Consider the following 25,306-nt stretch of genomic DNA (forward strand, 5'->3'; position numbering starts at 1 on the left):
ATCAGGCTGCAAACCCACCGTCCACCGTCAGGCTGGCCCCGGTGATATACCCGGCTTCAGGCCCTGCCAGGTAAGCCACGAAGCTGGCAATCTCCTCTGGTTCGCCATACCGCCCAATGGCCATCAGCGGAATCAGGCTCTCGGCGAACTCGCCACTGGCCGGGTTCATGTCGGTGTCCACCGGCCCGGGCTGCACGTTGTTCACGGTAATGCCCTGCGGCCCGAGGTCGCGTGCCATGCCGCGGGTCAGGCCAACCAGTGCCGACTTGCTCATGGCGTACGGTGCACCGCCGGCAAACGGCATGCGCTCGGCGTTGGTGCTGCCAATGTTGATGATACGACCCCCTTGGCCCATGTAGCGTGCCGCGGCCTGGCTGGCGACAAATACGCTGCGTACGTTTACGGCCAGCATGTGATCGAAGTCGGCCAGGTCGAACTCGGTCACCGGGGCCACTGCCAGCACACCGGCGTTGTTGACCAGGATATCCAGCCGGCCGAAGGCCTTCACGGTGTCATCCACCGCCAGTTGCACGGCTGCCGCATCAGCGCTGTCAGCCCGCAGGGCCAAGGCTTTTCCGCCGTTCTCGGTAATTTCCCGAGCCAGTTCTTCAGCCGGGCCGGCAGAGCTGACATAGGTGAAGGCCACTTGCGCGCCTTCGCGGGCCAGGCGCCGCACGATGGCTGCGCCAATGCCTCGGGAACCGCCCTGAACCAGGGCCACTTTGCCTTCGAGTGTAAGTTGCTTGGACATGCTGTTCTCCTGCTGGAAGCCAGGCCGAAATGCCTTGGATGGGCACAGTATCGGCGCTCGATTGCCTACTGATAAGATGGTAATCACTATCAGCAGAGTAAACCTTTGGTTGCTAATCATGGCCATGGAATCGTTCAGCGCGTTGGAATGCTTTATCCGCAGTGCCGAGGTCGGCAGTTTTGCCGAAGCCGCCAGGCGCCTGAGCCTTACCCCGGCCGCCGTGGGCAAGCACGTTGCGCAACTGGAAGCGCGCCTGGGTGTGCGGTTGTTCCAGCGTAGTACCCGCAAGCTGACTTTGACCGAAGCGGGGCAGCGTTTTCTCGGCGAGGTCAGTGACAGCTTTCGCACCATTCAGTACGCCGTGGCCAACCTGGCCAGTGCCGAAGGCCAGCCAGCCGGGTCGTTACGGGTGAGCATGGGCACGGTATTCGGGCGTTTGTATGTGCTGCCGTTGCTGGGGGAATTCTTGCGCCGCTACCCGGCGATTACCCCGGATTGGCATTTCGACAACCGCCAGGTCGACCTGATCGGCCAGGGCTTCGATGCAGCGATTGGTGGTGGTTTTGAACTGCCACCGGGGGTGGTGGCGCGCAAGCTGACCCCGGCGCACCGGGTATTGGTGGCGGCGCCAGCCTATCTGCAGCGGCACGCGCCGATAGAAGACCCGCAGGTGCTGCAACGCCATGACGGCATCCTGGTCCGGTCACCGCAGACCGGGCGGGTGCGCTCGTGGCCGTTGACCAGCCGTTGGCAGGTGCAGCAGCCGCTGCAATTGCGCCAGGCGATGACCATGAGCGATTCGGACGCGGCATGCGCGGTGGCCGAGCAGGGGCTGGGCATTGCCCTGGTGAGCCTGCCGTTTGCCGTGCCCTACTTGCTGGCCGGGCGGCTGCTGCGGGTGTTGCCGGACTGGTATGTGGACGATGGGCATATCAGCCTGTATTTCGCCGAGCACAAGCTGTTGCCGGGCAAGACCCGGGCGTTCGTCGATTTTGTGGTGGAGCAGTTTGCCGAGCAGGGGCTGGCGGGGCGGTTCGATGCCTTGCAGGCCCTTTAGAGAATTATTGCCTGTGCCGGCCCTTTCGCGGGCCCGCCCGCTCCCACAGGGATATCACAGCCTTGAAGACAGTGGGATCCTTGTGGGAGCGGCCGGTTCAGACAACATCGACAATGAACGATACCTGCGCCCCCAAGCTCACCTCGTCATCCACCCGCTTGCCCAGCAACAGCTGCCCCAGCGGCGAACGCGGGGTAATCACCGTCACCAACCCGCTGCCTTCGCCAATCTTCAACCCCGCTGCCTCAGGCCCCAGAAACAGCCGGCGCTGCCCGCCCTCTTCATCTTCCAGGGTCACCAGGTTGCTTACCTGCACGCCGCGCGCCGGGTCGTAGTCACGCAGCAGCAACTGCTGGTAGATCACCAGCGCCTGGCGGATCTCGGCACTGCGGCGGGCCTGGCCGGTGGCCAGGTACGAGGCCTCCAGGCCCAGCGTGTCATACTTGTTCTCGGCAATGTTCTCTTCGGCGGTGGCGGCCTCGTAGGCGGTTTGCGCCGCGCGGGTCAGCACGTCCAGGTCATGCTCGAGGGTGGCGACAATCAGCGCCAGCAGGTGGGGCTTGTCCATGGTCAGTAACAGAACTCCAGCACGTTGGCCTGGCTTTTTTCGGTGGGCGCGGTACGGTTTTGCTGCAGCCAGAACTGGCACTTGGGGCTGTTGAGGTTGCGCGGGTTGCCCTGTGCGGCATCGGCGGCCTGTTGCAGCTCCTGTTTGTGCAGGATGTCCTTGTAGCGTTCGAACATCTCGGCCTGGCCATCCTGGGCAGTGGTCGGCGCGGGTGTTGCAGCGGCACGGTAGGCGTGGGGGGCTACAACCTGGGCCAGCGGTTGCACCTGCTGGGGCCACAACTGCTGGGCCAGCCACAGGCTCACGGCAATGGCCATGGCGCCCAGCCACAAGCCCAAGGCAACGCACATGATCAACGGCAACGGCTTGAGGGTGATCTTCAGTTCACGGTGGCGCGGCATGTCAGCCTCCTGGCAGCGTGGTAGGGGGGCATTGTCGCATGCACTTGGGCATTTTTCTGCGCAGGTGCTTTTGTCGGCGGCAATTAATGCGCAGAATTCGCGGTTTTTGCACCAGCACGGGAGGGGCGCATGAAAGCCACCTGGGACATCTTCTGCAGCGTCGTCGACAACTACGGCGATATCGGCGTGACCTGGCGCCTGGCCCGGCAGTTGGTGGCCGAGCACGGCCTGGCGGTGCGCCTGTGGGTGGATGACCTCAACGCTTTCACGCCCATGTGCCCTGGCGCCGATGCCACGGCGGCGCAACAGTGGCAGCACGGTGTGGATGTGCGCCACTGGCCGGCAGGGTGGTTGCCGGTGGCCCCCGCCGATGTGGTGATCGGCGCGTTCGCCTGCCAGTTGCCGGCGGGGTATGTCGAGGCCATGCGTGCCCGTTCGCAGCCGCCGCTCTGGCTCAACCTTGAGTACCTGAGTGCCGAGGACTGGGTGGAGGGTTGCCATGGGTTGCCTTCGCCGCAGCCCAACGGTTTGCGCAAGGTTTTTTTCTTCCCGGGCTTTACCGACAAAACGGGCGGTTTGCTGCGCGAGGGTTCGCTGCTGGCCCGGCGTGATGCGTTCCAGCAGTCGGCGGATGCGCGCCGTGCCTTTTTGCAGGGGCTTGGTGTAGACCCTTTGCCGGGTGCGCTGCTGATCTCGCTGTTCGCCTATGAAAACCCACAGCTGGGCAACTGGCTTGATGCCTTGGCCGCGGCTGACCAGGCCTGCCACCTGTTGGTCCCGCAGGGGCGCATCGTCGCGGGGCTCAGCCAGTGGCTGGGCGAGGGGCCGCTGCATGTGGGTGATGTGCGCACCCGTGGGGCGCTGACCGTTCAGGTGCTGCCTTTCGTCAGCCAGGACGACTTCGACCGGCTGCTATGGAGCTGCGATTTCAATGCCGTGCGTGGCGAAGACTCGTTCGTGCGTGCGCAGTGGGCGGGGCAGCCGATGCTGTGGCACATCTATGTGCAGGACGAGAATGCCCATTGGGAAAAACTCGAAGCGTTCCTCGCGCATTATCGCTGCGGCCTGTCAGACGATGCCGATGCAGCCCTGCTGGGCCTGTGGCGTGCCTGGAACATGGATTTCGACATGGGCCAGGCCTGGCGGGCGGCCCGCCAGCATTGGCCGGAACTGCAGCAGCATGCCCGCCTTTGGGGGGCGCGACAGGCCGCTCAGCCGGACCTTGCCGAAGCGCTAGTACACTTTTACCGAAATTCGCTATGATACGCGGCCTCGATTTTTATAAATCCATCCAGATTCGGATACTTCGTAATGAAAACTGGTAAAGAACTGAAACCCGGTACCGTACTGCGGATCGACAACGACCCGTGGCTGGTTCAAAAAGCTGAGTTCACCAAGTCGGGCCGTAACAGCGCGATCATGAAGACCAAGCTGAAGAACCTGCTGACCGGCTACAAGACCGAAACCGTATACGGTGCGGACGACAAGCTGGACGACGTGATCCTGGATCGCAAAGAAGCGACCCTGTCGTTCATCAATGGTGACGAGTACACCTTCATGGACACCACCGACTACACCATGTACGAGCTGAACGCCGAAGACATCGAAGCCGTTCTGCCGTACATCGAAGAAGGCATGGAAGACGTCTGCGAAGCCGTGTTCTTCGAAGGCCGTCTGGTGTCGGTTGAACTGCCGACCACCATCAGCCGTAAAGTTGTCTACACCGAGAACGCTGCTCGCGGTGACACCTCCGGCAAAGTCATGAAGCCTGCCAAGCTGGCGAACGGTACCGAGATCTCGGTTGCCGACTTCATCCAGATCGACGAGTGGATCGACATCGACACTCGCGACAACAGCTTCAAAGGCCGTTCCAAGAAGTAATGCTTCTTGCGAGACGCAAAAAACCCGGCGCAAGCCGGGTTTTTTTATGCCTGTGTGCTCGTGCTTTTGTGGGTGCAACTGTCGTGCTCAATTTCTAAAAGCTGGCGCAGATCCGTGTGGGAGCGGGCTTGCCCGCGAACACGGGCGAAGCCCGTGCCATCCACCGCGGTGTTTTCTTCACGGGTAAACCCGCTCCCATAGGGGATCGCGCAAGCCTTTGCGCCTTAGACGGTTACGTGCAGGCGTACATCCACATTACCGCGGGTGGCATTGGAGTACGGGCACACCTGATGCGCCTTTTCCACCAGCCCTTCGGCCTCGGCCTGGGCCAGGCCCGGCAGGCTGATGTGCAGGTCGATGTCCAGGCCGAAACCGCCCGGGATCTGGCCGATGCCCACCTTGGCGGTGATCGAGGTATCTGCCGGCAGGGCTTTCTTCTCTTGCCCGGCCACGAACTTCAAGGCGCCGATGAAGCAGGCCGAGTAACCGGCGGCGAACATCTGCTCGGGGTTGGTGCCGTCACCGCCCGCGCCGCCCAGTTCCTTGGGGGTGCTCAGGCTGACGACGAGCTTGTCGTCGCTGGAGCGGGATTTGCCGTCGCGCCCACCGGTGGAGGTTGCTTCTGCGATGTACAGCGGAGTGACCTTTTGCATCTTGAGCCTCGCTAATGTGCTGTGCACTCCCGTTTGCAGGAGGGCGGGGGTTGGTGTGGGATTTAAATTAGCGCGCAATTAGTTAGTGCGCAAGATAAATCATCGCCGTTCATCGGAACGGCCATTTCACAGCATAGCGTTCAGAGGTTTTTTTGCAGGTTGTCGCGCAGGTTCAGCAGGTCGGCTTGCAGTTGCTGCAGCTGCTCCAGGCTGCGCCCGCTGGCCTTGAGAATGCACTGCGGCACCGCTTTGGCCTGCTGTTGCAGGGCGCGGCCCTTGTCGGTCAGTTGCACCATGACTACCCGTTCATCTTCGCGGCTGCGGTTGCGCTGCAACAGGCCTTCGCTTTCCAGGCGTTTGAGCAGCGGGGTCAGCGAGCCTGGGTCGGTCAGCAGGTGCTGGCTGATTTCGCCCACGGTCAGGCCGTCACGCTCCCAGAGCACCAGCATGGCAAGGTATTGCGGGTAGGTCAGGCCCAGCGCCTGCAGCAGCGGCTTGTAGACCTTGGTCATCAGCAACGAGGTGGAGTGCAGGGCAAAACAGACCTGATTGTCCAGCAGCAGCTCGTCACAGGAGGCTTGGGTGTCGGCGTTCATGCAGGTCCTTGAAAGTGATCAATGGAAAATTCTGGCACGCTGATAATCAGTGCGCGAGTTAATCGCGCAGTTCACTGCGCAAGGCCAGGTCCCAGGGTGGTATCGGGCTGAATCGGCTCTTGAGGAATTCGAGCAGCAAACGGCTGCGAGAGTTCGTTTCATGTGCCAGGCGTAGCGCGTAAATGCCGCTGGTCTCGGCTTCAGGCAAGCCGCCGTCGCAGAACAACGGGATAAGCTCGCCGCGCAGCAGGTATTCACTGATCAGCCAGGTGGGAAGGTGGGCTATCCCCAGGCCGGCGAGGGCGCCGAACAGCAGGGTTTCGGCATTGTTGGCGGCCATGCGCATGCGCGCGGGGCGATACAGGCGGGTTTGCCCGGCCACACTGAAGCGCCAGGCGAACGGCGGCGCCAGGCCATCCCAGTCCAGCCCGTCATGCCCGGGCAGTTCGCTGGGGCAGGTGGGGATGCCGCGGCTGGCCAGGTAGGCGGGGCTGGCGCAGGCGATGCGCACCATGTAGGCGAGCGGCGTGGCGACCAGACGGGTGTCGGCCAAAGGGCCGGCGCGCAACACCAGGTCGACCTCGCCCAGGTGGCTGCCATGCAGGTCGACGAAGCTGTCGATCAACCGCAGTTGCACGTCCAGGCCCGGGTAGGCCACCAGGAAGTCGGCAATGGCCGGGGCCAGGTGGCGGCGGCCAAACGCGGCAGGTGCGTCGATGCGGATCAGGCCTTCCGGGGCATTGCTCAATGACACCGCTTCAGCCCGGGCCAGGCGCAACTCCTCGATGATGCGCCTGGCCCGCTCGGCAAAGGCGTTGCCTGCAGGCGTTGCCCGCACCGCGTGGGTGCTGCGGGTAAACAGGCGGCTGCCGACGGCGCTTTCCAGGTTGTCGATGCGCCGTGCTACCGCAGACGGGGTCAGCGGGTGGCGACGGGCGGCGGCAGAAAAGCTGCCGGTTTCCAGCACATCGAGGAACAGGCTCAATTGGTCGGTCAGGGTATCGGGGCTCATGGCTACCTTGCTTTTGCGAAAAACGCACAGCCATTGTGCGCTGCTGTGCGTTTCCCCGCCAGCGCACAGTCGTTAGCATGCTCGCATTATTGGTACAGGCGGACGAGGCCCTGATGATCGAGTGGTTGTTGTATATCGTGCTGGGCGCGGCCCTGGGCACCATGGGGGGCTTGTTTGGCATTGGTGGCGGGCTGATTGCGATTCCGGCGCTGGGCGTGCTGTTTGGCCTGGACCAGCAGTTGGCGCAGGGGACCGCGTTGGTGATGGTGGTGCCGAACGTGCTGCTGGCACTGTGGCGTTATCACCAGCGCAACCGCATCGCGTTGCGCCATGCGTTGCCGCTGTCGGCATGCAGCTTCTTGTTCGCCTGGCTGGGGTCGATTTGGGCGGTGGGGCTTGATGCGCATTCCATGCGCCTGGGTTTTGTCGGCTTTCTGGTGGCGCTGGTGGTGTGGAACGTGGTGCGGATGTTCATGAAGGTGTCGCCGCCGAGTGCCGAGCTGCGTCATGCCTGGCCGTGGCTGGGTGTGCTGGGCAGCTTTGCCGGCACCATGGGCGGCTTGTTCGGCGTGGGTGGGGCCGTGGTGGCCACGCCGATCCTGACCAGTGTGTTTGGCGCTACTCAGGTGGTGGCGCAGGGGTTGTCACTGGCGCTGGCGGCGCCGAGTACCTTGGTCACGCTGGTGACCTATGGCGTGCACCATAGCGTTGACTGGGGGGTTGGGATTCCCTTGGCGGTGGGTGGCTTGCTCAGCATCAGCTGGGGCGTGAAGCTGGCCCACGCGTTGCCGGAGAAGGTATTGCGGGCAATGTTCTGTGTGTTTCTGGTGGTCTGTGCGGTTATGCTGGGGTTTGAGCTTTGAGATGTTGGGGCCGTTTTTCGGCCCCCGATCACTTGAAACCCTCAATGATGTAGTCGGCCATGCAGTCGGTGATTGGCGAGGGGGTCTGCGTACTGCGCACCAGCATTACATTGGCCATGGGCAACTGTGGCAGCCCTTCGCTTTCACCCAGTATGCGGATGTTGCCCCCGATCAGGCTCTGCAGCTGCGCGGTCACTGCCAGCCCGGCGGTGACGATGGCAAAGATCGCTGCCAGGCTCGGGCTGGTGTAGGCAATACGGTAATCGATGCCCTGTGCCTCCAGCGCATTGCAGGTCCAGGCGCGACAGAAACAGTCGGTGTTGAACAGCGCCACCGGCATCGGCCGCTGTTCGTGCGGGCAAAAGCCTTCTGCCGCGGCCCACACCAGGCGTTCCTGGCGCAGCAACTGGCCAATCTCGTTGCCGGGCTCGCGGGTGACGATGGTCAGGTCCAGATCCTGGCGCAGCATCAAGTGCTTGGACGAATCGCAATGCACTTCCACCTGCACCAGCGGGTAGGCCTGGGCAAAGCTCGACAGGATGGTCGGCAGGAAGCGCATGGCGTAGTCGTCCGGTGTGCCAATGCGCACCAGGCCAACCATGTGCGGCATGCGCAGGGTGTTGAACACTTCGCCATGCAACTTGAGAATGCGTCGGGCATATCCCAGCAGGACCTGACCTTCGGCGGTCAGCCGCACCTGACGGCCATCACGTTCGAAGAGCTGGCGCTGCAGAACGTCTTCTTCCAGGCGTTTCATCTGCATGCTGACTGCTGACTGGGTGCGGTTGACCACTTCGCCTGCGCGGGTAAAGCCGCCTTGCTCGGCAATGGCTACGAAGGTGCGCAGGACGTCCGCGTCGAGGCTTTGGTACTGGGACATTGCATCAATCTCCGAGATGCATCGCATCAGAAACATTCGTTGGATTGATCTTATGCCTGGCGTGAGACTGAGGCCATCAACACGGAGGGCTTCACGATGAAAGGTCATGTCAGCAGCATCCAGCAACCTGCCTTTTCCCTGAGCTACCTGTGGCACGCGGCTCTGCAGCGCCCGGCGCGTTGGCTGGAGCTGTACCGTCAGCGTCAGGAGTTGGCCAGTCTCAGTGATGCAACCTTGCACGATCTGGGGTTGAGCCGGGCGGATATCCATCAAGAGGCCGAGCGGCATTTCTGGGATGATCCACTGAGGAAGTGAGTTGGGTCCAAGCGCCTGGCTTCAGCTTTTCAGCGTCCGGGAGATCGAGCGCCGCCCGCGCGGCGCATCGCGAGCAAAGCTCGCTCCTACATTTGTTTCGGGCCAGTTACGCCTGTGACAGGCGCGCGCGACCGCCTTGTTAGTTCGACGTGATGTCGCGCCATGCGCCAAGGCGTTCGCGCACAAATGCCACAGGAAAAATTGGCCCGAAACAGATGTAGGAGCGAGCTTTGCTCGCGATGCGCCGCGCGGGCGGCGCTCGATCTCCCAGGCGCTACAAAACTCAAGGCATGCGCCCCAGCCTCACCGCCGCACCTGCTTGAGGGTTTCGGCAATCAGGAACGCCAACTCCAGCGACTGATCGGCATTCATCCGCGGATCACAATGGGTGTGATACCGGTCAGACAACGCATCCTCGGTGATCGGCCGGGCACCGCCAATGCATTCGGTGACGTTCTGCCCGGTCATCTCGATATGGATACCGCCAGCATGGCTGCCCTCGGCCTGGTGTACCTGGAAGAACTGCTTCACCTCATCCAGAATCTGCGCAAAATCGCGGGTCTTGTAACCGCTGCTGGCCTTGATGGTGTTGCCGTGCATCGGGTCGGAGCTCCACAACACCTTGCGCCCCTCGCGCTCGACAGTGCGGATCAGCCCCGGCAAGTGGTCGCCAACCTTGCTCGCGCCCATACGCACGATCAGGTTCAGGCGCCCCGGGTCGTTGGCCGGGTTGAGCGTGTCGATCAGGCGGATCAGCTCTTCGGGGTTCATGCTCGGGCCAACCTTGACCCCGATCGGATTGTGCACGCCACGCAGGAACTCGACATGGGCCCCATCGAGCTGGCGGGTGCGGTCGCCGATCCACAGCATGTGCGCCGAGCAGTCGTAGTAGTCGCCGGTCAGGCTGTCCTGGCGCACGAAGGCTTCTTCATAGTTCAGCAGCAGCGCTTCGTGGGCCGTGAAGAAGCTGGTTTCGCGCAGTTGCGGCGCACTGTCCAGGCCACAGGCACGCATGAACGCCAGGGTTTCATCGATGCGATTGGCCAACTGGTGGTACTTGTCGGCCAGCGCCGAGTTGGCGATGAAGTCCAGGTTCCACTTGTGCACCTGATGCAGGTCGGCAAACCCGCCCTGGGCAAACGCGCGCAGCAGGTTGAGGCTGGCGGTGGCCTGGTGGTAGGCCTGCAGCAGCCGCTCCGGGTCCGGAATGCGGCTTTTGGCGTCGAAACCGATGCCGTTGACGATGTCGCCACGGTAGGCGGGGAGGGTGACGTCGCCGATGGTTTCATCGCCAGATGAGCGCGGTTTGGCGAACTGCCCTGCCATACGCCCCACTTTCACCACCGGGCAGCCGGCGGCAAAGGTCATGACAATGGCCATTTGCAGCAACACCTTGAAGGTGTCGCGGATTTTTGCAGCCGAGAACTCGGCGAAGCTCTCGGCGCAATCGCCGCCCTGAAGCAGGAAGGCACGGCCTTCAGTGACTTCGGCAAACTGCCGGCGCAGCTCGCGCGCCTCACCCGCGAACACCAGCGGCGGGTAGCTGGCCAGGGTCTGTTCAACCTTCAGCAGGTGCGCGGCATCGGGGTAGGTCGGTTGCTGCTGGATCGGCAGGGCACGCCAGCTGTCGGGGCTCCACGGTTGGTTCATCTTGGGCTCGGTCTTGTCGGTTGTAGGCGATGGGCCATGGTAACAGTTGGCGCTGCGCTTGTTGCATCAAGGGTGTTGGCGGACAATGCGCGTTTTTGCGCAGGTGGGTGGTGGAATGACGGCGGAACGGCAAGAGCGGCTGCTGGCACGGGTGGAAGATGCGTTTGGCGTCATCAGCGTGTACGAAGTAGACGACTACCGCTTTCTGGAATTCGGCGATGCGATCGAGCAAAGCTGTGTGTTCACGGCCGACCCCAGCTGGCTGGAGTACGACTATACCCGCGCCATGCTGGTGGGGGCGCTGTGCCACGAACTGCCTGAGAGTGCACTGTTTCTGGGCCTGGGCGCCGGCACGCTGACCCAGGCCTGCATGAAGTTCCTGCCGTTGGAAGACATCGAGGCCATCGAGCTGCGCCCGGATGTGCCGCGCCTGGCCATGGATTACCTGGGCCTGGACGACGACCCACGGCTGTATGTGCGCATCGGTGATGCCCTGGAGCTGCTGCCCACGGCAGAGAAGGCCGACCTGCTGTTCGTTGACTTGTACACCGACCATGGTCCTGGGGTCGGGCACCTGGCGTGGAACTTTCTGGAGAACTGCCAGCAACACCTGAACCCAGGCGGCTGGTTGGTGATCAACCAGTGGGCCACCGATGATGGCAGGCCGCTGGGCGCGGCGTTGTTGCGCGGGTTGTACCACCGGCATTACTGGGAACTGCCTGTGAAGGAGGGTAATGTGATTCTGTTGGTGCCGGCAGACCTGGAGCAGTCGCTGGACCTGGACGGTTTGAGAGCCCGGGCCGAGGCGTTGGCGCCCCTTTTGGGGTACAGCCTCGATGGGCTGATCCGCGAGATTCGGCCGGCTACCTGAAAGGCTCAACCGCTCCGATACCGAGCGCGCAAGGCTTCAGGGGATTATCGATTCAGCCTGTCGTGCTTGGTGGCCCGATACTGGCCCCGCACCCATGAAAATTTTCCTCACGTACGTGACTATTTCAGGTATAGTACGCGCCGGTCTTTTAGCGGACCTCAAAATCAGGTGGTGCAAATCCTCCGAGTCCAGCTTCGGCTGCGCGTCCGCTAGGCGGACCTTCCCAAGTTTTCTTTTTCAATCGTTTTCGCAAATCCCCGCCGCCAAAGCTGCCTGGGTGACCTGACGGTCTTTCAAGGCATGTGCAGCTTTGGAGCATGGGTCTTTGCGGATGCACCTAGAGGCAGACCCATGACCCAGGAAACCGGCGGCTTCGCCGCTCTCGATCTTAACCCGAACATTGTTGCTGCCGTTGTGGCTACCGGCTATGAAGAGCCGTCCGCCATTCAGCAACAATCGATCCCGATCATCCTCGCCGGTCACGACATGATCGGCCAGGCGCAGACTGGCACCGGCAAAACCGCTGCCTTCGCCCTGCCGATCCTGAACAAGATCGATGTGAGCAAGCGCGAACCGCAAGCCCTGATCCTGGCGCCAACCCGTGAGTTGGCGCTGCAAGTTGCTACCGCTTTCGAAACCTACGCCAAGCAGATGCCGGGCGTGAACGTTGTCGCCGTCTACGGTGGTGCCCCGATGGGCCCACAGCTGCGTGCGATCCGCAACGGCGCGCAAATCGTCGTGGCCACCCCGGGCCGTCTGTGCGACCACCTGCGTCGTGACGAAAAAGTCTTGTCGACTGTGCAGTACCTGGTACTGGACGAAGCCGACGAGATGCTGAAGCTGGGCTTCATGGACGACCTCGAAGTGATCTTCGACGCAATCCCGGCTACCCGTCAGACCGTACTGTTCTCCGCAACCCTGCCGTCGTCGATCCGTTCGATCGCCGAGCGTCACCTGCGTGAACCCAAGCACGTCAAGATCCAGACCAAGACCCAGACCGTTACCGCGATCGAGCAGGCCCACCTGATGGTCCATGCGGACCAGAAGATCCCGGCTGTGCTGCGTCTGCTGGAAGTGGAAGAGTTCGACGCGCTGATCGCCTTCGTGCGTACCAAGCAAGCCACCCTGGACCTGGCCGCCGCGCTGGAAGCCAAGGGCTACAAGGCTGCTGCGCTGAACGGCGACATCGCCCAGAACCAGCGTGAGCGTGTGATCGACTCGCTCAAGGATGGCCGCCTGGACATCGTCGTCGCCACCGACGTCGCTGCCCGTGGCCTGGACGTGCCGCGCATCACTCACGTATTCAACGTTGACATGCCATACGACCCGGAGTCCTACGTACACCGTATCGGCCGTACTGGCCGTGCCGGTCGCGATGGCCGTGCACTGTTGCTGGTTACCCCGCGTGAGCGCCGCATGCTGCAGGTGATCGAGCGTGTAACCGGGCAGAAGGTTGCCGAAGCGCGCCTGCCGAATGCCCAGGCTGTGCTGGATGCCCGCATCAAGAAGTTGACCTCGAGCCTGGCGCCGCTGGTAGCCGAAGCAGAAGCCACCCACGGCGAGCTGTTCGACCGCCTGACCACCGACCTGGGTTGCAGCGCGCGTGCACTGGCTTCGGCCCTGCTGCGCAAGGCCACCAATGGCCAGGCGCTGGACCTGGCGGCGGTAGAGCGTGAGCAGCCGCTGGTGCCTAGCTTTGCCCCGCGTGGTGAGCGTACCGAGCGCGGTGAGCGTGGCGAGCGTCCTGACCGTGGTGACCGTGAGCGCCGTGCGCCGCTGCCGTTGGCTGAAGGCCGCGTGCGTTGCCGTACCGCCCTGGGTGCCCGTGATGGCATCGCTGCCAAGAACCTGCTGGGTGCGATCCTCAACGAAGGTGGCCTGGCGCGTGACGCTATCGGCCGCATCCAGGTGCGCGACAGCTTCAGCCTGGTCGAGCTGCCGGAAGACGGCCTCGAGAAGCTGCTGTCCAAGCTCAAGGACACCCGCGTGGCTGGCAAGCAGTTGAAGCTGCGTCGCTACCGCGAAGATTGATCCTGGCGTAACGAAAAAATCCCCGGCTTAGGTCGGGGATTTTTTTTGCCTGTACCGGCCCTTTCGCGGGCAAGCCCGCTCCTACAGGTACCCCACAGATTTCAGTACCTGTAGGAGCGGGCTTGCCCGCGAAGAGGCCCTTCAGTCGAACCGATAGATGTCCATCCCCAGCGCGCCCAGGGTAAACCCCTGATGCACCACGCCGAACTTGCTCCCGGCCCCAAGGGCAAAGAACAGCGGCAGCAAATGCTCATCACTGGGATGGTTGCGCACCGCAAACGGCGCCTGCTGTCGGTAATCCAGCAGCGCCGCCTGGTCATCCTCCTGCAGCCGGCCTACCACCCAATCCCTGAACGCCAGCGCCCACGGCTCGATCACATCCGGCCCCGCATGCCAGTCCAGCTCACCCAGGTTGTGGGTAATGCTGCCCGAACCCACCAGCAGTACATTCTCGGCACGCAACCCCGCCAGTGCCTGGCCCACTTTTAGCTGCAGCGCCGGCCCCATGTGGCTGGGCAGTGAAACCTGCACCACGGGAATGCTGGCATCCGGGTACATCAGCGACAGTGGCACCCAGGCGCCATGGTCGAATGGGCGTTGCATGTCCAGGCGCGCGGGTAACCCCGCAGCCTTCAACCGCTCGCACACCTGCCCGGCAAGCCCGGGCTCGCCCGGCGCCGGGTACTGCACCGCATACAGGGCCGGTGGGAAGCCGTAGAAGTCATGCCAGGTTTCGGGCTGTGCGCTGCCGGTAACCAGCAGCTCGCGGCTTTCCCAGTGCGCCGACACCACCACGATCGCTTTTGGCCGGGGCAGCGCGTTGGCCAGCCCGGATAGCGCCGGCCCGCTGGCGCCGGGTTGCAGGGCAAGCATGGGGGAACCATGGGAAATGAACAGGCTGGGCAGCATGGCGGGGTCCTGAAGGTTAAGATGCAACCATCTTCGATTAAGTACAGATCGAAATCCAAACCAAGTTTTACTGACAAATCATCTAAAAATCGGGAGTAATCATGGAGCCAGCGTTCTGGCAGCAACGGTGGGCCGACAACCAGATCGGCTTTCACCAAGCGCAGGTGAACCCCTATCTGCAGACGTATTGGCCACAGTTGCAGTTGGCGCCCGGCAGCCGCGTGCTGGTGCCGTTGTGTGGCAAGAGCCTGGACCTGGCCTGGCTGGCAGGGCAGGGCCATCGCGTATTGGGTGTGGAGCTGTCGCGGCGGGCGGTGGAGGATTTCTTCCGTGAGCACGGGCTTGAGGCCGAGGTGCGGCAGCAGGGTGCATTCGAGGTTTGGTGCAGTGGAGATGTGCAGCTGTGGTGTGGCGACTTCTTTGCCTTGCGGGCAGAGGATGTGGCTGACTGCGTGGGGCTGTATGACCGGGCGGCGGTGATTGCGCTGCCGGTGCAGATGCGTGCGCGGTATATGCAGCTGTTGTCGGGGTTGCTGCCGACAAGCTGCCGGGGGTTGGTGGTGACGCTGGACTATGACCAGTCATTGTTGGCCGGGCCGCCGTTTTCGGTCGGGGATGAAGAGCTGAGACAGGGGTTTGCGGGGTGGCAGGTGGAGCAGTTAAAGGCTGTGGAGGTGATTGAGGAGAGCCCGAAGTTTGTGCAGGCCGGGGCGTCGAGTTTGTTGGAGCGGGTGTACCGGCTCAGCCGGTAAGCAGGTAGGGCAGGCTGCCCCGGCCCATGTGGGAGCGGGCGTGCCCGCGAAACAGGCGACGCGGTAGATGGCACCGGCTTTGCCGGTGTTCGCGGGCGCGCCCGCTCCCACAGAAACTGCGTAAGGCCGGAGAATAAAAAAGGGCGACCCAAGTCGCCCTTTGTTTTATCAGGTGGATCAACCGCGCTGGCGCAGGGCCTCGATGCGGTCTTCCAGCGGTGGGTGGCTCATCAGCAACCCGGCCAGGCCGTGCTTGAGGCCGCCATTGATGCCGAAGGCCTTCATGGTGTCGGGCATGTGCACTGGCAGGCCCTGTTCCACGCGCAGGCGCTGCAGGGCGCCGATCATTGCCGCGGTACCGGCCAGTTGCGCACCGGCTTCGTCGGCGCGGAATTCGCGGCGGCGCGAGAACCACATCACGATCATGCTGGCCAGGATGCCAAGGATCAGCTCGGCAACGATGGTCGCCACATAATAGGCAATGCCTTGGCCCTCTTCGTTCTTGAAGATGACCTTGTCGACAAAGTTGCCGATGATGCGTGCAAAGAACATCACGAAGGTGTTCACCACGCCCTGTACCAGCGCCAGGGTGACCATGTCGCCGTTGGCAACGTGGCCGATTTCGTGGGCCAGCACCGCACGCACTTCATCGGGCGAGAAACGCTCCAGCAGGCCCTGGGACACCGCTACCAGCGCGTCGTTGCGGTTCCAGCCAGTGGCGAAGGCGTTGGCCTCGTACGCCGGGAAGATACCCACTTCGGGCATTTTGATGCCCGCTTCGCGGGACAGCTCTTCGACCGTTTGCAGCAGCCACTGCTCGTGGCGGGTGCGCGGCTGGCTGATGATCTGGGTGCCGGTGGTCATCTTCGCCATCCACTTGGAGATGAACAGCGAGACGAGGGAGCCGGCAAAGCCGAACACGGCGCAGAACACCAGCAGGCTGCTGAGGTTAAGGTCGACCCCGTTGGCGGCCATGAACCCGTTGAAACCGAACAGGCTCAGGGTAATGCTTGCAACCAGCACCACCGCGAGGTTGGTGGCTACAAACAACAGAATGCGCATCATGGTTGTTACGTTCTCCTGACGGATGAGTTGTCGCTTACTGCGGGGTATATAAGGGGCCTGCCGCGCCGATTCAATCGGGGGACTATTTCAAACTGTGTACGGCGGAGTATGGCAGAGGATGGCGTGGAGGCTGTGGGATAGAGCGTTGCAGGATGTAAGAAACATTCGGCTTGGGGCTGCGTGAAGGCCGCTGGGTGTTTGCCGCAAGTGGGGTGGCGCCTGTGAGATCGAGCGCCGCCCGCGCGGCGCATCGCGGGTAAACCCGCTCCTACATTTGTTTCGGGCCAATTATGCCTGTGGGATTTGCGCGCGAACGCCCTGGCGCATGGCTCGATATCGCGTCATACAAACAAGGCGATCGCGCGCGCCTGGCACAGGATGGACTGGCCCGAAACAAACGTAGGAGCGGGTTTACCCGCGATGCGCCGCGCGGGCGGCGCTCGATCTACGCCCCACCATCAACCTTTCGTCGAACCCCTCGTCGAAACTCTCGTCGTCGCCCCCCGGCGCCCCCATCGAACCCTACTGCGAATACCCCTTCAGGAAATTGCCGATCCGGCCAATTGCCGCTTCCAGGTCATCCACCCGTGGCAAGGTCACCACGCGGAAGTGGTCCGGCCACGGCCAGTTGAACGCCGTCCCCTGTACGATCAGCAGTTTCTCCGACAGCAGCAGGTCAAGGGCGAACTTCTCGTCGTTGAGAATCGGGCAAACTTTCGGGTCGATCCGCGGGAACGCATACAGCGCCCCCATCGGCTTCACGCAGCTGACACCGGGGATATCGTTGAGCAGTTCGTAGGTGCGGTTGCGCTGCTCCAGCAGGCGCCCCGGTGGCAGCACCAGGTCGTTGATGCTCTGGTATCCGCCCAGCGCGGTCTGGATGGCATGCTGGGCCGGCACGTTGGCGCACAGGCGCATGTTGGCCAGCATGTCGATGCCTTCGATGTAGCTGTGTGCGTGGTGCTTGGGCCCGGAGATGATCAGCCAGCCAGAGCGGAAGCCCGCCACCCGGTACGACTTGGACAAGCCGTTGAAGGTCAGGCACAGCAGGTCCGGGGCCAGCGAGGCGGTGCTGATGTGCACGGCTTCGTCGTACAGGATCTTGTCGTAGATCTCGTCGGAGAACACCACCAGGTTGTGCTGGCGGGCCAGTTCCAGCATGCCCAGCAGCAGTTCTTTGGAGTAGACGGCGCCGGTCGGGTTGTTCGGGTTGATGATCACCAGCGCCTTGGTGTTCGGGGTGATCTTCGCCTTGATGTCCTCAAGGTCGGGGAACCAGTCGGCCTGCTCGTCGCACAGGTAGTGCACCGGCTTGCCGCCGGCCAGGCTCACGGCGGCTGTCCACAGCGGGTAGTCGGGGGCCGGGATCAGCACTTCGTCGCCGTTGTTGAGCAGCGCCTGCATCGACATGACGATCAGCTCGGACACACCATTGCCCAGGTAGATGTCCTCGATGGTGACGCCTTCGATTTCCTTCTGCTGGCAGTACTGCATCACCGCCTTGCGGGCGCTGAACAGGCCCTTGGAGTCGCTGTAGCCCTGCGCGGTGGGCAGGTTGCGGATCACATCCTGCAGGATTTCATCAGGCGCCTCGAAGCCAAACGGCGCCGGGTTGCCGATGTTCAGCTTGAGGATGCGGTGGCCTTCCTCCTCCAGGCGTTTGGCGTGCTTGAGCACTGGGCCGCGAATGTCGTAGCAGACATTGGCGAGCTTGTTCGATTTGCTGAACTGCATGATGGGATCCCGATTGAGAAAACGCGCTACGCCCCGCCGAAAGGTTTGAAAGGGCAGGAAGCGGGTGCCAGACTGAACGCCTGGCACACGAAGCCAACTAATATACGTGCCACCCGCGCCCCGGAAAAGACGGTGTGGGGTGAAATTCAGCCTGCCGAGGTTTCTACATGAAAAAGATCGAAAAAACCCTGGACGAATGGCGGTCGATGCTCGACCCCGAGCAGTACCAGGTCTGCCGCCTCAAGGGCACCGAACGGCCATTCAGCGGCAAGTACAACAGCGAGCGCCGCGATGGCATCTACCATTGCATCTGCTGCGGCCTGGCGCTGTTCGATGCGCAGACCAAGTTCGACGCCGGCTGCGGCTGGCCGAGCTTCTACGCGCCGATTGAGGACAGTGCGATGATCGAGATCCGCGACACATCCCACGGCATGATTCGCACCGAAGTCACCTGCGCCCGTTGCGATGCGCACCTGGGGCATGTGTTCCCTGACGGCCCGCCACCGACCGGCCTGCGCTACTGCATCAACTCGGTGTGCATCGACCTGCGCCCGCGCGACTGACCGGAGCCCGACAATGGCTGCATCGATACTGGACATCCCCTGCGTAACCTTGGGTGGCGAGCACAAAAAGCTCGGCGACTTCCCGGGCAAGGTACTGTTGGTGGTCAATACCGCCAGCCAGTGCGGTTTTACCCCGCAGTACAAGGGCCTGGAGCAACTGTGGCAGGCATACCGCGACCGTGGCCTGGTGGTACTGGGCTTTCCGTGCAACCAGTTCGGCAAGCAGGAACCTGGCGATGCGCGGGAAATTGCGCAGTTCTGCGAGCGTAATTTCGGCGTGACTTTCCCGCTGTTTCGCAAGGTCGAGGTCAACGGCCCGGGCGCTCACCCTCTGTTCGTCGAACTCAAGCGGCGCGGCCCGGGCATTCTGGGGAGCCAGAAGATCAAATGGAACTTCACCAAGTTTCTGGTCGACCCGGCCAGTGGCCAGGTCAAGCGCTATGCCCCCACCACCAAGCCACAGGCCCTGGAGGCGGACATCGAGCGTTTGCTCAGCCGCTGAAGGGCACCCAGTGGTCGACCAGGGCCAGTAGCTCTTCGCGGCGGAATGGCTTGGCCAGGTAGTCGTTCATGCCCGCCGCCCGGCAGCGTTCGCGCTCTTCGGGCATCGCGTTGGCGGTGAGGGCGACGATTGGCAACGCGGGCCAGCGGCCGCTTTGACGGATACGCCGGCTGGCCTCGTAGCCGTCCATCACCGGCATGTTGCAGTCCATCAGCACCAGGTCGAATTCCTCACGCTCCAGCAGCTCAAGGGCCTCCGCGCCCTGGGTGGCCAGTTGCACCTGGCAGCCGAGCTTGGCCAGCATGCCCTTGGCCACCAGCTGGTTTACCGGGTTGTCCTCTACCAGCAGAATCCTCGCACGGCCTTGCTCCTGGGTAATGGCCGGGATGGCCAGCGGGTGTTCGGGCTCATGGCCTTGCAAGGTGCGGCGCAGGGTCTGGTACAGGGCGTTGCGTGCCAATGGCCGGGCCAACTGGTGCAGCGGGGCCAAGGCCAAGGACTGCTCGTTGGGCAGGAAGTTGCCGTAGGCAGTCACCAGCAGAATCGGGGTATTCAATGCCGGGCGCAGCTCGAACAGGTGCTCGACGTCGTCGGTGATCAACAGGTCGATCGCTCCGGCATCCAGCGTGGCGCAACTGTCATGGCGCTGGTAGGTCAGGCCCCAGGCGGGCAGCAAGTGCTGCAACAGTTCATTGAGCCCGCTGCCGGCTGCGCTCAGTGCTGCCACGCGGCCATGCAAGGGCGCCGGCGGGATGGCTTCGGTGTGCACGGTCAACGGCAACTCGGCAGTAAAACAGCTGCCAAAGCCTGGCTCGGAGCGAATGTGCAGGTGGCCCTGCATGGCCTTGCACAGGTTGCGCGTCAGCGCCAGGCCCAGGCCGGTGCCACCGTACTGGCGGGTGATGCCCGCACCGGCCTGGGTGAAAGGCTGGAAGATGCGCGCCTGGGCGTCTTCAGGGATGCCGATGCCGGTATCCCGTACCTCCAGACGCACACCACCGACAATGGCCACCAAGCGCACATCGACGCGGCCGAAACGGGTGAACTTCAGCGCGTTGGACAGCAGGTTGCTGACGATCTGCCGCACACGCGTGGGGTCGCCGAGCACGCTGCTGGGGAAGTCGCTGGCGATCAGGCAAGTCAGCTCCACGCTTTGCGCGGTGTTCTGCGACAGCAGGTTGGCGGTGTCTTCCACCATTGAGCCCATGTCGAACGCAATGCGTTCCAGTTCCAGTTGGCCGGCATCGAACTTGGACAAGTCGAGAATATCGTTCAGCAGCTCTACCAGCACCTTGCCCGAGTCATGGGCGATAGCCAGTTGCTGGCGTTGCTCGCTGGGCAGCGGGTTGTCCAGTGCCAGGGCGATCATGCCGAGCATGCCGTTGAGCGGGGTGCGGATTTCGTGGCTCATGTTGGCCAGGAAGGCGGCGCGTGCCTGGGCCATGTCCAGCGCTCGGCTGCGGGCTTGTTCCAGCTCCTGGTTGGACAGGCTCAGGCTGCTGTTGCTGGCCTTGAGCTCGTTGGTGCGTGCCGACACAATGTCTTCCAGCTCGTTCAGGTACTGGGTCAGGCGGTTTTCCGCGGTGCGACGCTGTTCGATCTCGGTGGCCATGCTGACGAACTGCTGGTTGGCGACCTTCACCAGCACGCCGATTTCGTCATGCTCGTGTCCGTGGGGGCATTCCAGGCGCGTTTGCCGGGGTTTGCGCGGGTCGCGGCCGCTGAGTGCGCCGATCACCGTCACCAGCGGCTTGGTCAGCATCATGTAGAACAGCGCCAGCAAGATGCCGGTGAGCACCAGGCTGCGGGCGAAACCATTGAGCAGGGTGATGCCGGCACGGTCGAGAAAGCGGCTGCCGAAGGCGAAGGTGTCGATGTCCAGATACAGGGTGCCCAGGTATTGCTCTGGCATGTGGGTCAGGTACAGGCGCTCCTTGAACTGCCGCTGCTCGCCGAACAGGAAGTCGCTGAGTGGCCGGTAGCGGTCTTGCAGCTTGGGCCGCTCGACATCGGCCAGTACCGTTTCGTTGTTGTCGATCAGCCGTGCGCGGATGACGGCCGGCGACTGCAGCAGGCCGCGGGTCAGCTCCAGTGCCAGTTCCGAGTCGATGTTGTAGGCGATGCGCGAGGCCGGGTTGTGGCTGATTTGCAGCAACGCGTTCACTTCACGGTTGATGGACGCGTCTTCGCTGGCATAATCGATGCCGATCTGGATGAGACTGAGCAATGTTCCCAGGATGAAGCCGGCCAGGACTGTCAACCGGGCTTGCTTGTATGACAGGCGATTGGTGAACTTGATATCCATGAGTCCCGAGCCGGTTTCCCGTTCCTTGCGCTGCGCAAGCATAGCCGAATAGCCCCGGCTGCTGGTGGGTCTGTCTGTTCATTTCAGTTGATCGCCAAGCGGGGGCCGCTTGGCGCCCCTTCGAGGGCTTGCCCGCTCCCACAGGTACAGCTTAGCCCCCGGCTGAAGGCAAGCCCTGTGGGAGCGGGCAAGCCCGCGAAGGGGCGCGCAGCGGCCCCCAAAAAAATGAGATTGTTAGGAGTCGTCATGGACGCTCGCTTGATCGCTTTTCTGGACCGCGCCGAATCGGTACTGGCGCGCCTTGAACCCCTGTTGCCGGCACAACGCCCGCACATCGACTGGGGCACCACACTGGCCGCGCGCTGGCAGCGTGATGGCCGCAGCGGCTACCTGCTGCCGCTGGACGTCAGCCTGGACATCCGCCTGACCGACCTGATCGGCGTCGACAAACAACGCGACCAGCTGGGCCGCAACACCCACCAGTTCATCAACGGCCTGCCGGCCAACCACGCGCTGCTGTGGGGCTCGCGTGGTACCGGCAAGTCGTCGTTGGTACGTGCCTTGCTGGCCGAGCACGCCAGCGCCGGCTTGCGCCTGATTGAAATCGAGCGCGACCATCTGGCCGACCTGCCGCGCGTGGTCGAGCAACTGCAGAAGCTGCCGCAACGTTTCATCCTGTTCTGCGACGACCTGTCGTTCGAAGCCGGGGAGGGCGACTACCGGGTGCTCAAGAGCGTGCTCGACGGCTCGCTGGAGCAGGCCCCGGACAACGTGCTGCTGTACGCCACCTCCAACCGCCGCCACCTGGTGCCCGAGAAGGAAAGCGACAACGAGAACTGGAAGCGTGTGGACGGTGAGCTGCACCCCAGCGAAGCGGTGGAGGACAAGATTGCCCTGTCTGACCGTTTTGGCCTTTGGCTGTCGTTCTACCCGTTCACTCAGGACCACTTCCTGAATGTTGTGGAGCACTGGATTGGCCAGTTGGCACAGCCTGCGGGCCTTGTGTGGCAGCGCACCGAAGAACTCGACATCCTCGCCGTGCGCTGGGCCACCGGCCGCGGCAACCGTAATGGCCGTTGTGCCTATCAGTTCGCCCGCTACTGGGTCGGGCTGCAATTGCTGGAGCAAAAGTAAATGATCGACCTCAATGCCAGTGGCGCCGGCCTCGACGGCTACAACCTGCTGGCGGCGCAAGTGCAGGCGCTGTTCGCCGACGAGCGTGACTTCATCGCCAACGCCGCGCAGTTTTCGGCGTTTCTGTATAATCAGGTGGATGACCTGAACTGGGCGGGGTTCTACCTCAACCGCAACGAAGAGCTGGTGCTGGGCCCGTTCCAGGGCCAGGTGGCGTGTGTGCGCATTCCGTTCAGTAAAGGTGTGTGCGGGGCTGCGGCGGCAACGCGGCAGACCCAGCGGGTCGAGGATGTACATGCATTCCCGGGCCACATTGCCTGTGACAGTGCCTCCAACAGCGAGCTGGTGATCCCGTTGGTGAAAGACGGCAGGTTGATTGGCGTGCTGGACCTGGACAGCCCGACGGTCGGGCGGTTCAGCGAGGCGGACCAGGTGGGGCTGGAACGGTTGGCGGCGATCTTTCTGGCGTTGACTGACTGCTGATCGATGTTGCCTGTGCCGGCCTCTTCGCTTGTAGGAGCGGGTTTACCCGCGAATACGGTGGCGGCGGCAACGATGAATGACCAGGGATATTGGCCAGCAGGCCCGGCCCCTTCGCGGGTAAACCCGCTCCTACAACGGCCTGCGCCAAACACCCGATGTGGGTACACCGCCGTGTAGGAGCGGGTTTACCCGCGAATACGGTGGCGGCGGCAACGATGAATGACCAGGGATATTGGCCAGCAGCCCCGGCCCCTTCGCGGGTAAACCCGCTCCTACATCGGCCTGCGCCCAACACCCGATGTGGGTACACCGCCGTGTAGGAGCGGGTTTACCCGCGAAGAGGTCGGTACAGGTTAACCAATCAGTCGTAGATCACCTTCTTCTTCCAGGTCTCTTCCTCATCGGTCTTGAGCCCATCAGTCAATTCGTTGTGCTCGTCCTCCGCCGGTGCCATGCGGTCCAGCACCTGGGCATTGGCCCGGGCCAACAGTTTCTCAAGATACGTCAGCTGCTCTTCATACACCTTCGGCTCCGGCTGCTTGCGCAAATACTGCACGCCGCGCTCGAAGGCCAGGCGCGCCTGGCCGGGCTGGCCTTTCTGCAAAGCCTGCTGGCCCAGGTTGTTGAAGAACTCGATATGCAACAACACCAGGATATGGCGGATCTCCTTGACCCAGTGCTTGGCCTCGGTCGTTGGCAAGAAGCCTTCCTGGGCTGCGCGGGTCACCTGATTGTGCAGCGCCTCCAGCAAGAAACGTACGTCCTTGGCCTTGATCTCGGTGTGGATCGGGTTAGGAGGGTTGCAGACCGGGAGCTTGTCGCCCAGGGCAATCAGCCCTTCCAGTTCGGCGATGCGCGCCTTGAATTCGGCATTGTGCTTGTCCACCGCCAGCAGGCGCTGGTTGAGGTTCAGCTCCAGGCGGGTCAGCAGCAATTTGAGAGCCGGGGTCATGAACTGGCCGGGGAACGTCTCGGTGATTTCGCCACAGCGACGCAGGCGGTCGGCGAGCTCGATCTTCGTCCGGGCGCGCTCAAGCTTGCCATTCTCGACCACATTGTTGAGGTAGCCGATCACGATCAGCAACGCGATGCCCGCCACGATGAGCAGGGTGATCAGAAGTGGTGTCACCGTTAATGCCTCATGAATAGGTTTGCATATTGAGTGTAGGAGCGAGCTTGCTCGCGAGAGGCCCTGACAGCCATTCTCTTTTTCTATCGGCAAACTGTGCCATGACTGGATGCTGGCACATTAATGCTGACTTGACGCCAGAAAATCAACGCCAAACCCCGGCAGGCTTGCCAAAACAGCGCTGGGTGTACCCGGAAGTCATTGATTTAAATAAATTTCTACAAAGGGGTTGACGCCCTCCCGAACCATCCATAGAATGCGCGCCACTTGCAGCGTAAAGCACACAGCGAAACGCGGCAGGGAGTGAAAGCAAGCAGTAATGCTTGTAGCGTGTCCCCTTCGTCTAGTGGCCTAGGACACCGCCCTTTCACGGCGGTAACAGGGGTTCGAGTCCCCTAGGGGACGCCAATGCGGGAATAGCTCAGTTGGTAGAGCACGACCTTGCCAAGGTCGGGGTCGCGAGTTCGAGTCTCGTTTCCCGCTCCAGTTTCTCCGGCACTGCTTAACGGCGGGGCAGGAAAAGAAAATCCAGGCTGAATCGTGAGGTTCATGTTCTGGTGCACTGAAAAGTGTTGTGTGTCCCCTTCGTCTAGTGGCCTAGGACACCGCCCTTTCACGGCGGTAACAGGGGTTCGAGTCCCCTAGGGGACGCCAAATGCGGGAATAGCTCAGTTGGTAGAGCACGACCTTGCCAAGGTCGGGGTCGCGAGTTCGAGTCTCGTTTCCCGCTCCAGTTTAAATACTGTGGCGTCTATGCGGTGCAGTGGTGGTGAAGGCTGTAAAGGTGCTTCACACCGAACGTGGTAAAGCTTCAAATTGCGGGAATAGCTCAGTTGGTAGAGCACGACCTTGCCAAGGTCGGGGTCGCGAGTTCGAGTCTCGTTTCCCGCTCCAAACATGTAACGCAAAAGGGACCTTCGCAGGCTGTGTGAAAACTAGCACCCTACGATGCCCTTTCAGAAAATGCTCCGTATCGGAAGATGCGGAGCATTTTTCGTTATGGCCTACATCCAGGGAAAGTCTCGCAGCCAGACCAGTCTGTTCCCGGTCTCGCTGGAAGAGCTGATTCCCGAGGATCATCTCGTTCATCATGTCGCCAGGCTGGACCTGGGGCAGCTAGGTTTCGATAGAGCCCAGCCCAAGGCCAGTGGGCATCCTGCTTACTGAATGCCAGTGCAACCTCGAGGTGATGTGGTCGATC

24 protein-coding genes, 5 tRNA genes and 2 pseudogenes are annotated in these 25,306 nt (G+C 62.5%); 18 read left to right on the plus strand and 13 right to left on the minus strand.

What is annotated here, in order from left to right; genetic code table 11:
- Window position 1: 1 nt before the first annotated feature.
- Complete coding sequence (locus INQ47_RS20280) at window positions 2–751, minus strand: 3-oxoacyl-ACP reductase family protein (protein ID WP_021783104.1); 750 nt, start codon at window positions 749–751, stop codon at window positions 2–4.
- Between the two features lie 118 nt (window positions 752–869).
- Here INQ47_RS20280 and INQ47_RS20285 point away from each other — a divergent pair, with 118 nt between their 5' ends.
- Window positions 870–1,808 (plus strand): LysR family transcriptional regulator, encoded by a 939-nt coding sequence (locus tag INQ47_RS20285; RefSeq protein ID WP_084852256.1) that lies wholly within the window; start codon window positions 870–872, stop codon window positions 1,806–1,808.
- 97 nt (window positions 1,809–1,905) lie between these two features.
- On the opposite strand, the gene INQ47_RS20290 is transcribed toward INQ47_RS20285, so the two are convergent.
- Both INQ47_RS20290 and INQ47_RS20295 read right to left on the minus strand, forming a co-directional pair.
- A complete protein-coding gene (locus INQ47_RS20290; protein WP_404702434.1) occupies window positions 1,906–2,376 on the minus strand; it encodes a transcription elongation factor GreAB in 471 nt (156 codons plus the stop codon).
- 2 nt (window positions 2,377–2,378) lie between these two features.
- The gene (locus INQ47_RS20295) at window positions 2,379–2,777 is read right to left on the minus strand and encodes a hypothetical protein (protein ID WP_404702435.1); all 399 of its coding nucleotides are present in this window, start codon (window positions 2,775–2,777) and stop codon (window positions 2,379–2,381) included.
- Between the two features lie 129 nt (window positions 2,778–2,906).
- Here INQ47_RS20295 and earP point away from each other — a divergent pair, with 129 nt between their 5' ends.
- The gene (gene earP, locus INQ47_RS20300; RefSeq protein WP_404702436.1) at window positions 2,907–4,040 is read left to right on the plus strand and encodes an elongation factor P maturation arginine rhamnosyltransferase EarP; all 1,134 of its coding nucleotides are present in this window, start codon (window positions 2,907–2,909) and stop codon (window positions 4,038–4,040) included.
- Between the two features lie 48 nt (window positions 4,041–4,088).
- The gene (efp, locus tag INQ47_RS20305) at window positions 4,089–4,658 is read left to right on the plus strand and encodes an elongation factor P (protein ID WP_003252871.1); all 570 of its coding nucleotides are present in this window, start codon (window positions 4,089–4,091) and stop codon (window positions 4,656–4,658) included.
- A 224-nt stretch (window positions 4,659–4,882) separates the two neighbouring features.
- On the opposite strand, the gene INQ47_RS20310 is transcribed toward efp, so the two are convergent.
- The 3 genes from INQ47_RS20310 to INQ47_RS20320 all read right to left on the minus strand — a co-directional run bounded on the left by INQ47_RS20310 (window position 4,883) and on the right by INQ47_RS20320 (window position 6,919).
- Window positions 4,883–5,311, minus strand: coding sequence for an organic hydroperoxide resistance protein (locus INQ47_RS20310; RefSeq protein ID WP_404702437.1), 429 nt, complete (start codon window positions 5,309–5,311; stop codon window positions 4,883–4,885).
- 140 nt (window positions 5,312–5,451) lie between these two features.
- Entirely contained in the window at window positions 5,452–5,907 is a 456-nt protein-coding gene (locus INQ47_RS20315) for a MarR family winged helix-turn-helix transcriptional regulator (protein WP_392487623.1), read from the minus strand.
- A 58-nt stretch (window positions 5,908–5,965) separates the two neighbouring features.
- On the minus strand, window positions 5,966–6,919 hold the full coding sequence (locus INQ47_RS20320) for a LysR family transcriptional regulator (protein WP_404702438.1): 954 nt from the start codon (window positions 6,917–6,919) through the stop codon (window positions 5,966–5,968).
- Between the two features lie 113 nt (window positions 6,920–7,032).
- Between INQ47_RS20320 and INQ47_RS20325 the strand changes: the two genes are divergently transcribed.
- Window positions 7,033–7,782, plus strand: a complete 750-nt coding sequence (locus INQ47_RS20325) for a sulfite exporter TauE/SafE family protein (protein ID WP_404702469.1) — start codon at window positions 7,033–7,035, stop codon at window positions 7,780–7,782.
- A 28-nt stretch (window positions 7,783–7,810) separates the two neighbouring features.
- Here the strand turns inward: INQ47_RS20325 and INQ47_RS20330 are convergent, their stop codons facing one another.
- Window positions 7,811–8,662 (minus strand): LysR substrate-binding domain-containing protein, encoded by an 852-nt coding sequence (locus INQ47_RS20330; protein ID WP_392522982.1) that lies wholly within the window; start codon window positions 8,660–8,662, stop codon window positions 7,811–7,813.
- A gap of 96 nt (window positions 8,663–8,758) precedes the next feature.
- Here INQ47_RS20330 and INQ47_RS20335 point away from each other — a divergent pair, with 96 nt between their 5' ends.
- On the plus strand, window positions 8,759–8,977 hold the full coding sequence (locus INQ47_RS20335; RefSeq protein WP_021783113.1) for a DUF1127 domain-containing protein: 219 nt from the start codon (window positions 8,759–8,761) through the stop codon (window positions 8,975–8,977).
- Between the two features lie 303 nt (window positions 8,978–9,280).
- Here the strand turns inward: INQ47_RS20335 and INQ47_RS20340 are convergent, their stop codons facing one another.
- A complete protein-coding gene (locus INQ47_RS20340) occupies window positions 9,281–10,627 on the minus strand; it encodes a class II 3-deoxy-7-phosphoheptulonate synthase (RefSeq protein WP_404702439.1) in 1,347 nt (448 codons plus the stop codon).
- Window positions 10,628–10,742: 115 nt separating this feature from the next.
- On the opposite strand from INQ47_RS20340, the gene INQ47_RS20345 reads away from it, so the two are divergent.
- Together INQ47_RS20345 and INQ47_RS20350 are read left to right on the plus strand one after the other, a co-directional pair.
- The gene (locus INQ47_RS20345; RefSeq protein ID WP_252458535.1) at window positions 10,743–11,498 is read left to right on the plus strand and encodes a spermidine synthase; all 756 of its coding nucleotides are present in this window, start codon (window positions 10,743–10,745) and stop codon (window positions 11,496–11,498) included.
- A 317-nt stretch (window positions 11,499–11,815) separates the two neighbouring features.
- Window positions 11,816–13,529 (plus strand): annotated as a pseudogene (locus INQ47_RS20350) (DEAD/DEAH box helicase).
- A gap of 141 nt (window positions 13,530–13,670) precedes the next feature.
- Here the strand turns inward: INQ47_RS20350 and INQ47_RS20355 are convergent.
- Complete coding sequence (locus INQ47_RS20355; protein WP_404702440.1) at window positions 13,671–14,438, minus strand: DODA-type extradiol aromatic ring-opening family dioxygenase; 768 nt, start codon at window positions 14,436–14,438, stop codon at window positions 13,671–13,673.
- 101 nt (window positions 14,439–14,539) lie between these two features.
- On the opposite strand from INQ47_RS20355, the gene INQ47_RS20360 reads away from it, so the two are divergent.
- Complete coding sequence (locus INQ47_RS20360) at window positions 14,540–15,190, plus strand: thiopurine S-methyltransferase (protein WP_404702441.1); 651 nt, start codon at window positions 14,540–14,542, stop codon at window positions 15,188–15,190.
- A gap of 177 nt (window positions 15,191–15,367) precedes the next feature.
- On the opposite strand, the gene htpX is transcribed toward INQ47_RS20360, so the two are convergent.
- Window positions 15,368–16,255, minus strand: a complete 888-nt coding sequence (gene htpX, locus INQ47_RS20365; RefSeq protein WP_010952899.1) for a protease HtpX — start codon at window positions 16,253–16,255, stop codon at window positions 15,368–15,370.
- Window positions 16,256–16,777: 522 nt separating this feature from the next.
- On the minus strand, window positions 16,778–17,989 hold the full coding sequence (locus tag INQ47_RS20370) for a pyridoxal phosphate-dependent aminotransferase (protein ID WP_003247100.1): 1,212 nt from the start codon (window positions 17,987–17,989) through the stop codon (window positions 16,778–16,780).
- Between the two features lie 167 nt (window positions 17,990–18,156).
- Between INQ47_RS20370 and msrB the strand changes: the two genes are divergently transcribed.
- Together msrB and INQ47_RS20380 are read left to right on the plus strand one after the other, a co-directional pair.
- Window positions 18,157–18,552: a peptide-methionine (R)-S-oxide reductase MsrB gene (gene msrB / locus INQ47_RS20375; RefSeq protein WP_003247101.1), complete on the plus strand. Its 396-nt coding sequence runs from the start codon at window positions 18,157–18,159 to the stop codon at window positions 18,550–18,552.
- Between the two features lie 13 nt (window positions 18,553–18,565).
- Window positions 18,566–19,054, plus strand: coding sequence for a glutathione peroxidase (locus INQ47_RS20380; RefSeq protein ID WP_103443893.1), 489 nt, complete (start codon window positions 18,566–18,568; stop codon window positions 19,052–19,054).
- On the opposite strand, the gene INQ47_RS20385 is transcribed toward INQ47_RS20380, so the two are convergent.
- Entirely contained in the window at window positions 19,044–21,401 is a 2,358-nt protein-coding gene (locus tag INQ47_RS20385) for a response regulator (protein WP_404702442.1), read from the minus strand. The genes INQ47_RS20380 and INQ47_RS20385 overlap by 11 nt on opposite strands.
- Before the next feature lie 204 nt (window positions 21,402–21,605).
- On the opposite strand from INQ47_RS20385, the gene INQ47_RS20390 reads away from it, so the two are divergent.
- Window positions 21,606–22,493, plus strand: coding sequence for an ATP-binding protein (locus INQ47_RS20390; protein WP_020191217.1), 888 nt, complete (start codon window positions 21,606–21,608; stop codon window positions 22,491–22,493).
- Complete coding sequence (locus tag INQ47_RS20395) at window positions 22,494–22,976, plus strand: GAF domain-containing protein (RefSeq protein ID WP_003247105.1); 483 nt, start codon at window positions 22,494–22,496, stop codon at window positions 22,974–22,976.
- Window positions 22,977–23,337: 361 nt separating this feature from the next.
- Here the strand turns inward: INQ47_RS20395 and INQ47_RS20400 are convergent, their stop codons facing one another.
- A complete protein-coding gene (locus tag INQ47_RS20400; RefSeq protein ID WP_404702443.1) occupies window positions 23,338–24,105 on the minus strand; it encodes a hypothetical protein in 768 nt (255 codons plus the stop codon).
- A gap of 332 nt (window positions 24,106–24,437) precedes the next feature.
- Between INQ47_RS20400 and INQ47_RS20405 the strand changes: the two genes are divergently transcribed.
- From INQ47_RS20405 to INQ47_RS20430, 6 genes and pseudogenes are all read left to right on the plus strand, one after another.
- A tRNA-Glu gene (locus INQ47_RS20405) sits at window positions 24,438–24,513 on the plus strand.
- 2 nt (window positions 24,514–24,515) lie between these two features.
- Window positions 24,516–24,591, plus strand: a tRNA-Gly gene (locus tag INQ47_RS20410).
- Between the two features lie 92 nt (window positions 24,592–24,683).
- Window positions 24,684–24,759 (plus strand) — tRNA-Glu (locus INQ47_RS20415).
- Window positions 24,760–24,762: 3 nt separating this feature from the next.
- Window positions 24,763–24,838 (plus strand) — tRNA-Gly (locus INQ47_RS20420).
- Between the two features lie 85 nt (window positions 24,839–24,923).
- Window positions 24,924–24,999, plus strand: a tRNA-Gly gene (locus INQ47_RS20425).
- A gap of 105 nt (window positions 25,000–25,104) precedes the next feature.
- Window positions 25,105–25,269 (plus strand): annotated as a pseudogene (locus INQ47_RS20430) (IS5/IS1182 family transposase); the annotation flags it as partial.
- Window positions 25,270–25,306: the final 37 nt, after the last annotated feature.

Origin of the sequence: Pseudomonas sp. 3HC3 (genome assembly GCF_044904505.1) — a bacterium.
Classification (GTDB): domain Bacteria; phylum Pseudomonadota; class Gammaproteobacteria; order Pseudomonadales; family Pseudomonadaceae; genus Aquipseudomonas; species Aquipseudomonas putida_Y.

Coding starts and splice junctions, on each gene's coding strand:
- INQ47_RS20280 (WP_021783104.1), bottom strand. CDS start 751: ATGTCCAAGCAACTTACACTCGAAGGCAAAGTGGCCCTGGTTCAGGGC.
- INQ47_RS20285 (WP_084852256.1), top strand. CDS start 870: ATGGCCATGGAATCGTTCAGCGCGTTGGAATGCTTTATCCGCAGTGCC.
- INQ47_RS20290 (WP_404702434.1), bottom strand. CDS start 2,376: ATGGACAAGCCCCACCTGCTGGCGCTGATTGTCGCCACCCTCGAGCAT.
- INQ47_RS20295 (WP_404702435.1), bottom strand. CDS start 2,777: ATGCCGCGCCACCGTGAACTGAAGATCACCCTCAAGCCGTTGCCGTTG.
- earP (WP_404702436.1), top strand. CDS start 2,907: ATGAAAGCCACCTGGGACATCTTCTGCAGCGTCGTCGACAACTACGGC.
- efp (WP_003252871.1), top strand. CDS start 4,089: ATGAAAACTGGTAAAGAACTGAAACCCGGTACCGTACTGCGGATCGAC.
- INQ47_RS20310 (WP_404702437.1), bottom strand. CDS start 5,311: ATGCAAAAGGTCACTCCGCTGTACATCGCAGAAGCAACCTCCACCGGT.
- INQ47_RS20315 (WP_392487623.1), bottom strand. CDS start 5,907: ATGAACGCCGACACCCAAGCCTCCTGTGACGAGCTGCTGCTGGACAAT.
- INQ47_RS20320 (WP_404702438.1), bottom strand. CDS start 6,919: ATGAGCCCCGATACCCTGACCGACCAATTGAGCCTGTTCCTCGATGTG.
- INQ47_RS20325 (WP_404702469.1), top strand. CDS start 7,033: ATGATCGAGTGGTTGTTGTATATCGTGCTGGGCGCGGCCCTGGGCACC.
- INQ47_RS20330 (WP_392522982.1), bottom strand. CDS start 8,662: ATGTCCCAGTACCAAAGCCTCGACGCGGACGTCCTGCGCACCTTCGTA.
- INQ47_RS20335 (WP_021783113.1), top strand. CDS start 8,759: ATGAAAGGTCATGTCAGCAGCATCCAGCAACCTGCCTTTTCCCTGAGC.
- INQ47_RS20340 (WP_404702439.1), bottom strand. CDS start 10,627: ATGAACCAACCGTGGAGCCCCGACAGCTGGCGTGCCCTGCCGATCCAG.
- INQ47_RS20345 (WP_252458535.1), top strand. CDS start 10,743: ATGACGGCGGAACGGCAAGAGCGGCTGCTGGCACGGGTGGAAGATGCG.
- INQ47_RS20355 (WP_404702440.1), bottom strand. CDS start 14,438: ATGCTGCCCAGCCTGTTCATTTCCCATGGTTCCCCCATGCTTGCCCTG.
- INQ47_RS20360 (WP_404702441.1), top strand. CDS start 14,540: ATGGAGCCAGCGTTCTGGCAGCAACGGTGGGCCGACAACCAGATCGGC.
- htpX (WP_010952899.1), bottom strand. CDS start 16,255: ATGATGCGCATTCTGTTGTTTGTAGCCACCAACCTCGCGGTGGTGCTG.
- INQ47_RS20370 (WP_003247100.1), bottom strand. CDS start 17,989: ATGCAGTTCAGCAAATCGAACAAGCTCGCCAATGTCTGCTACGACATT.
- msrB (WP_003247101.1), top strand. CDS start 18,157: ATGAAAAAGATCGAAAAAACCCTGGACGAATGGCGGTCGATGCTCGAC.
- INQ47_RS20380 (WP_103443893.1), top strand. CDS start 18,566: ATGGCTGCATCGATACTGGACATCCCCTGCGTAACCTTGGGTGGCGAG.
- INQ47_RS20385 (WP_404702442.1), bottom strand. CDS start 21,401: ATGCTTGCGCAGCGCAAGGAACGGGAAACCGGCTCGGGACTCATGGAT.
- INQ47_RS20390 (WP_020191217.1), top strand. CDS start 21,606: ATGGACGCTCGCTTGATCGCTTTTCTGGACCGCGCCGAATCGGTACTG.
- INQ47_RS20395 (WP_003247105.1), top strand. CDS start 22,494: ATGATCGACCTCAATGCCAGTGGCGCCGGCCTCGACGGCTACAACCTG.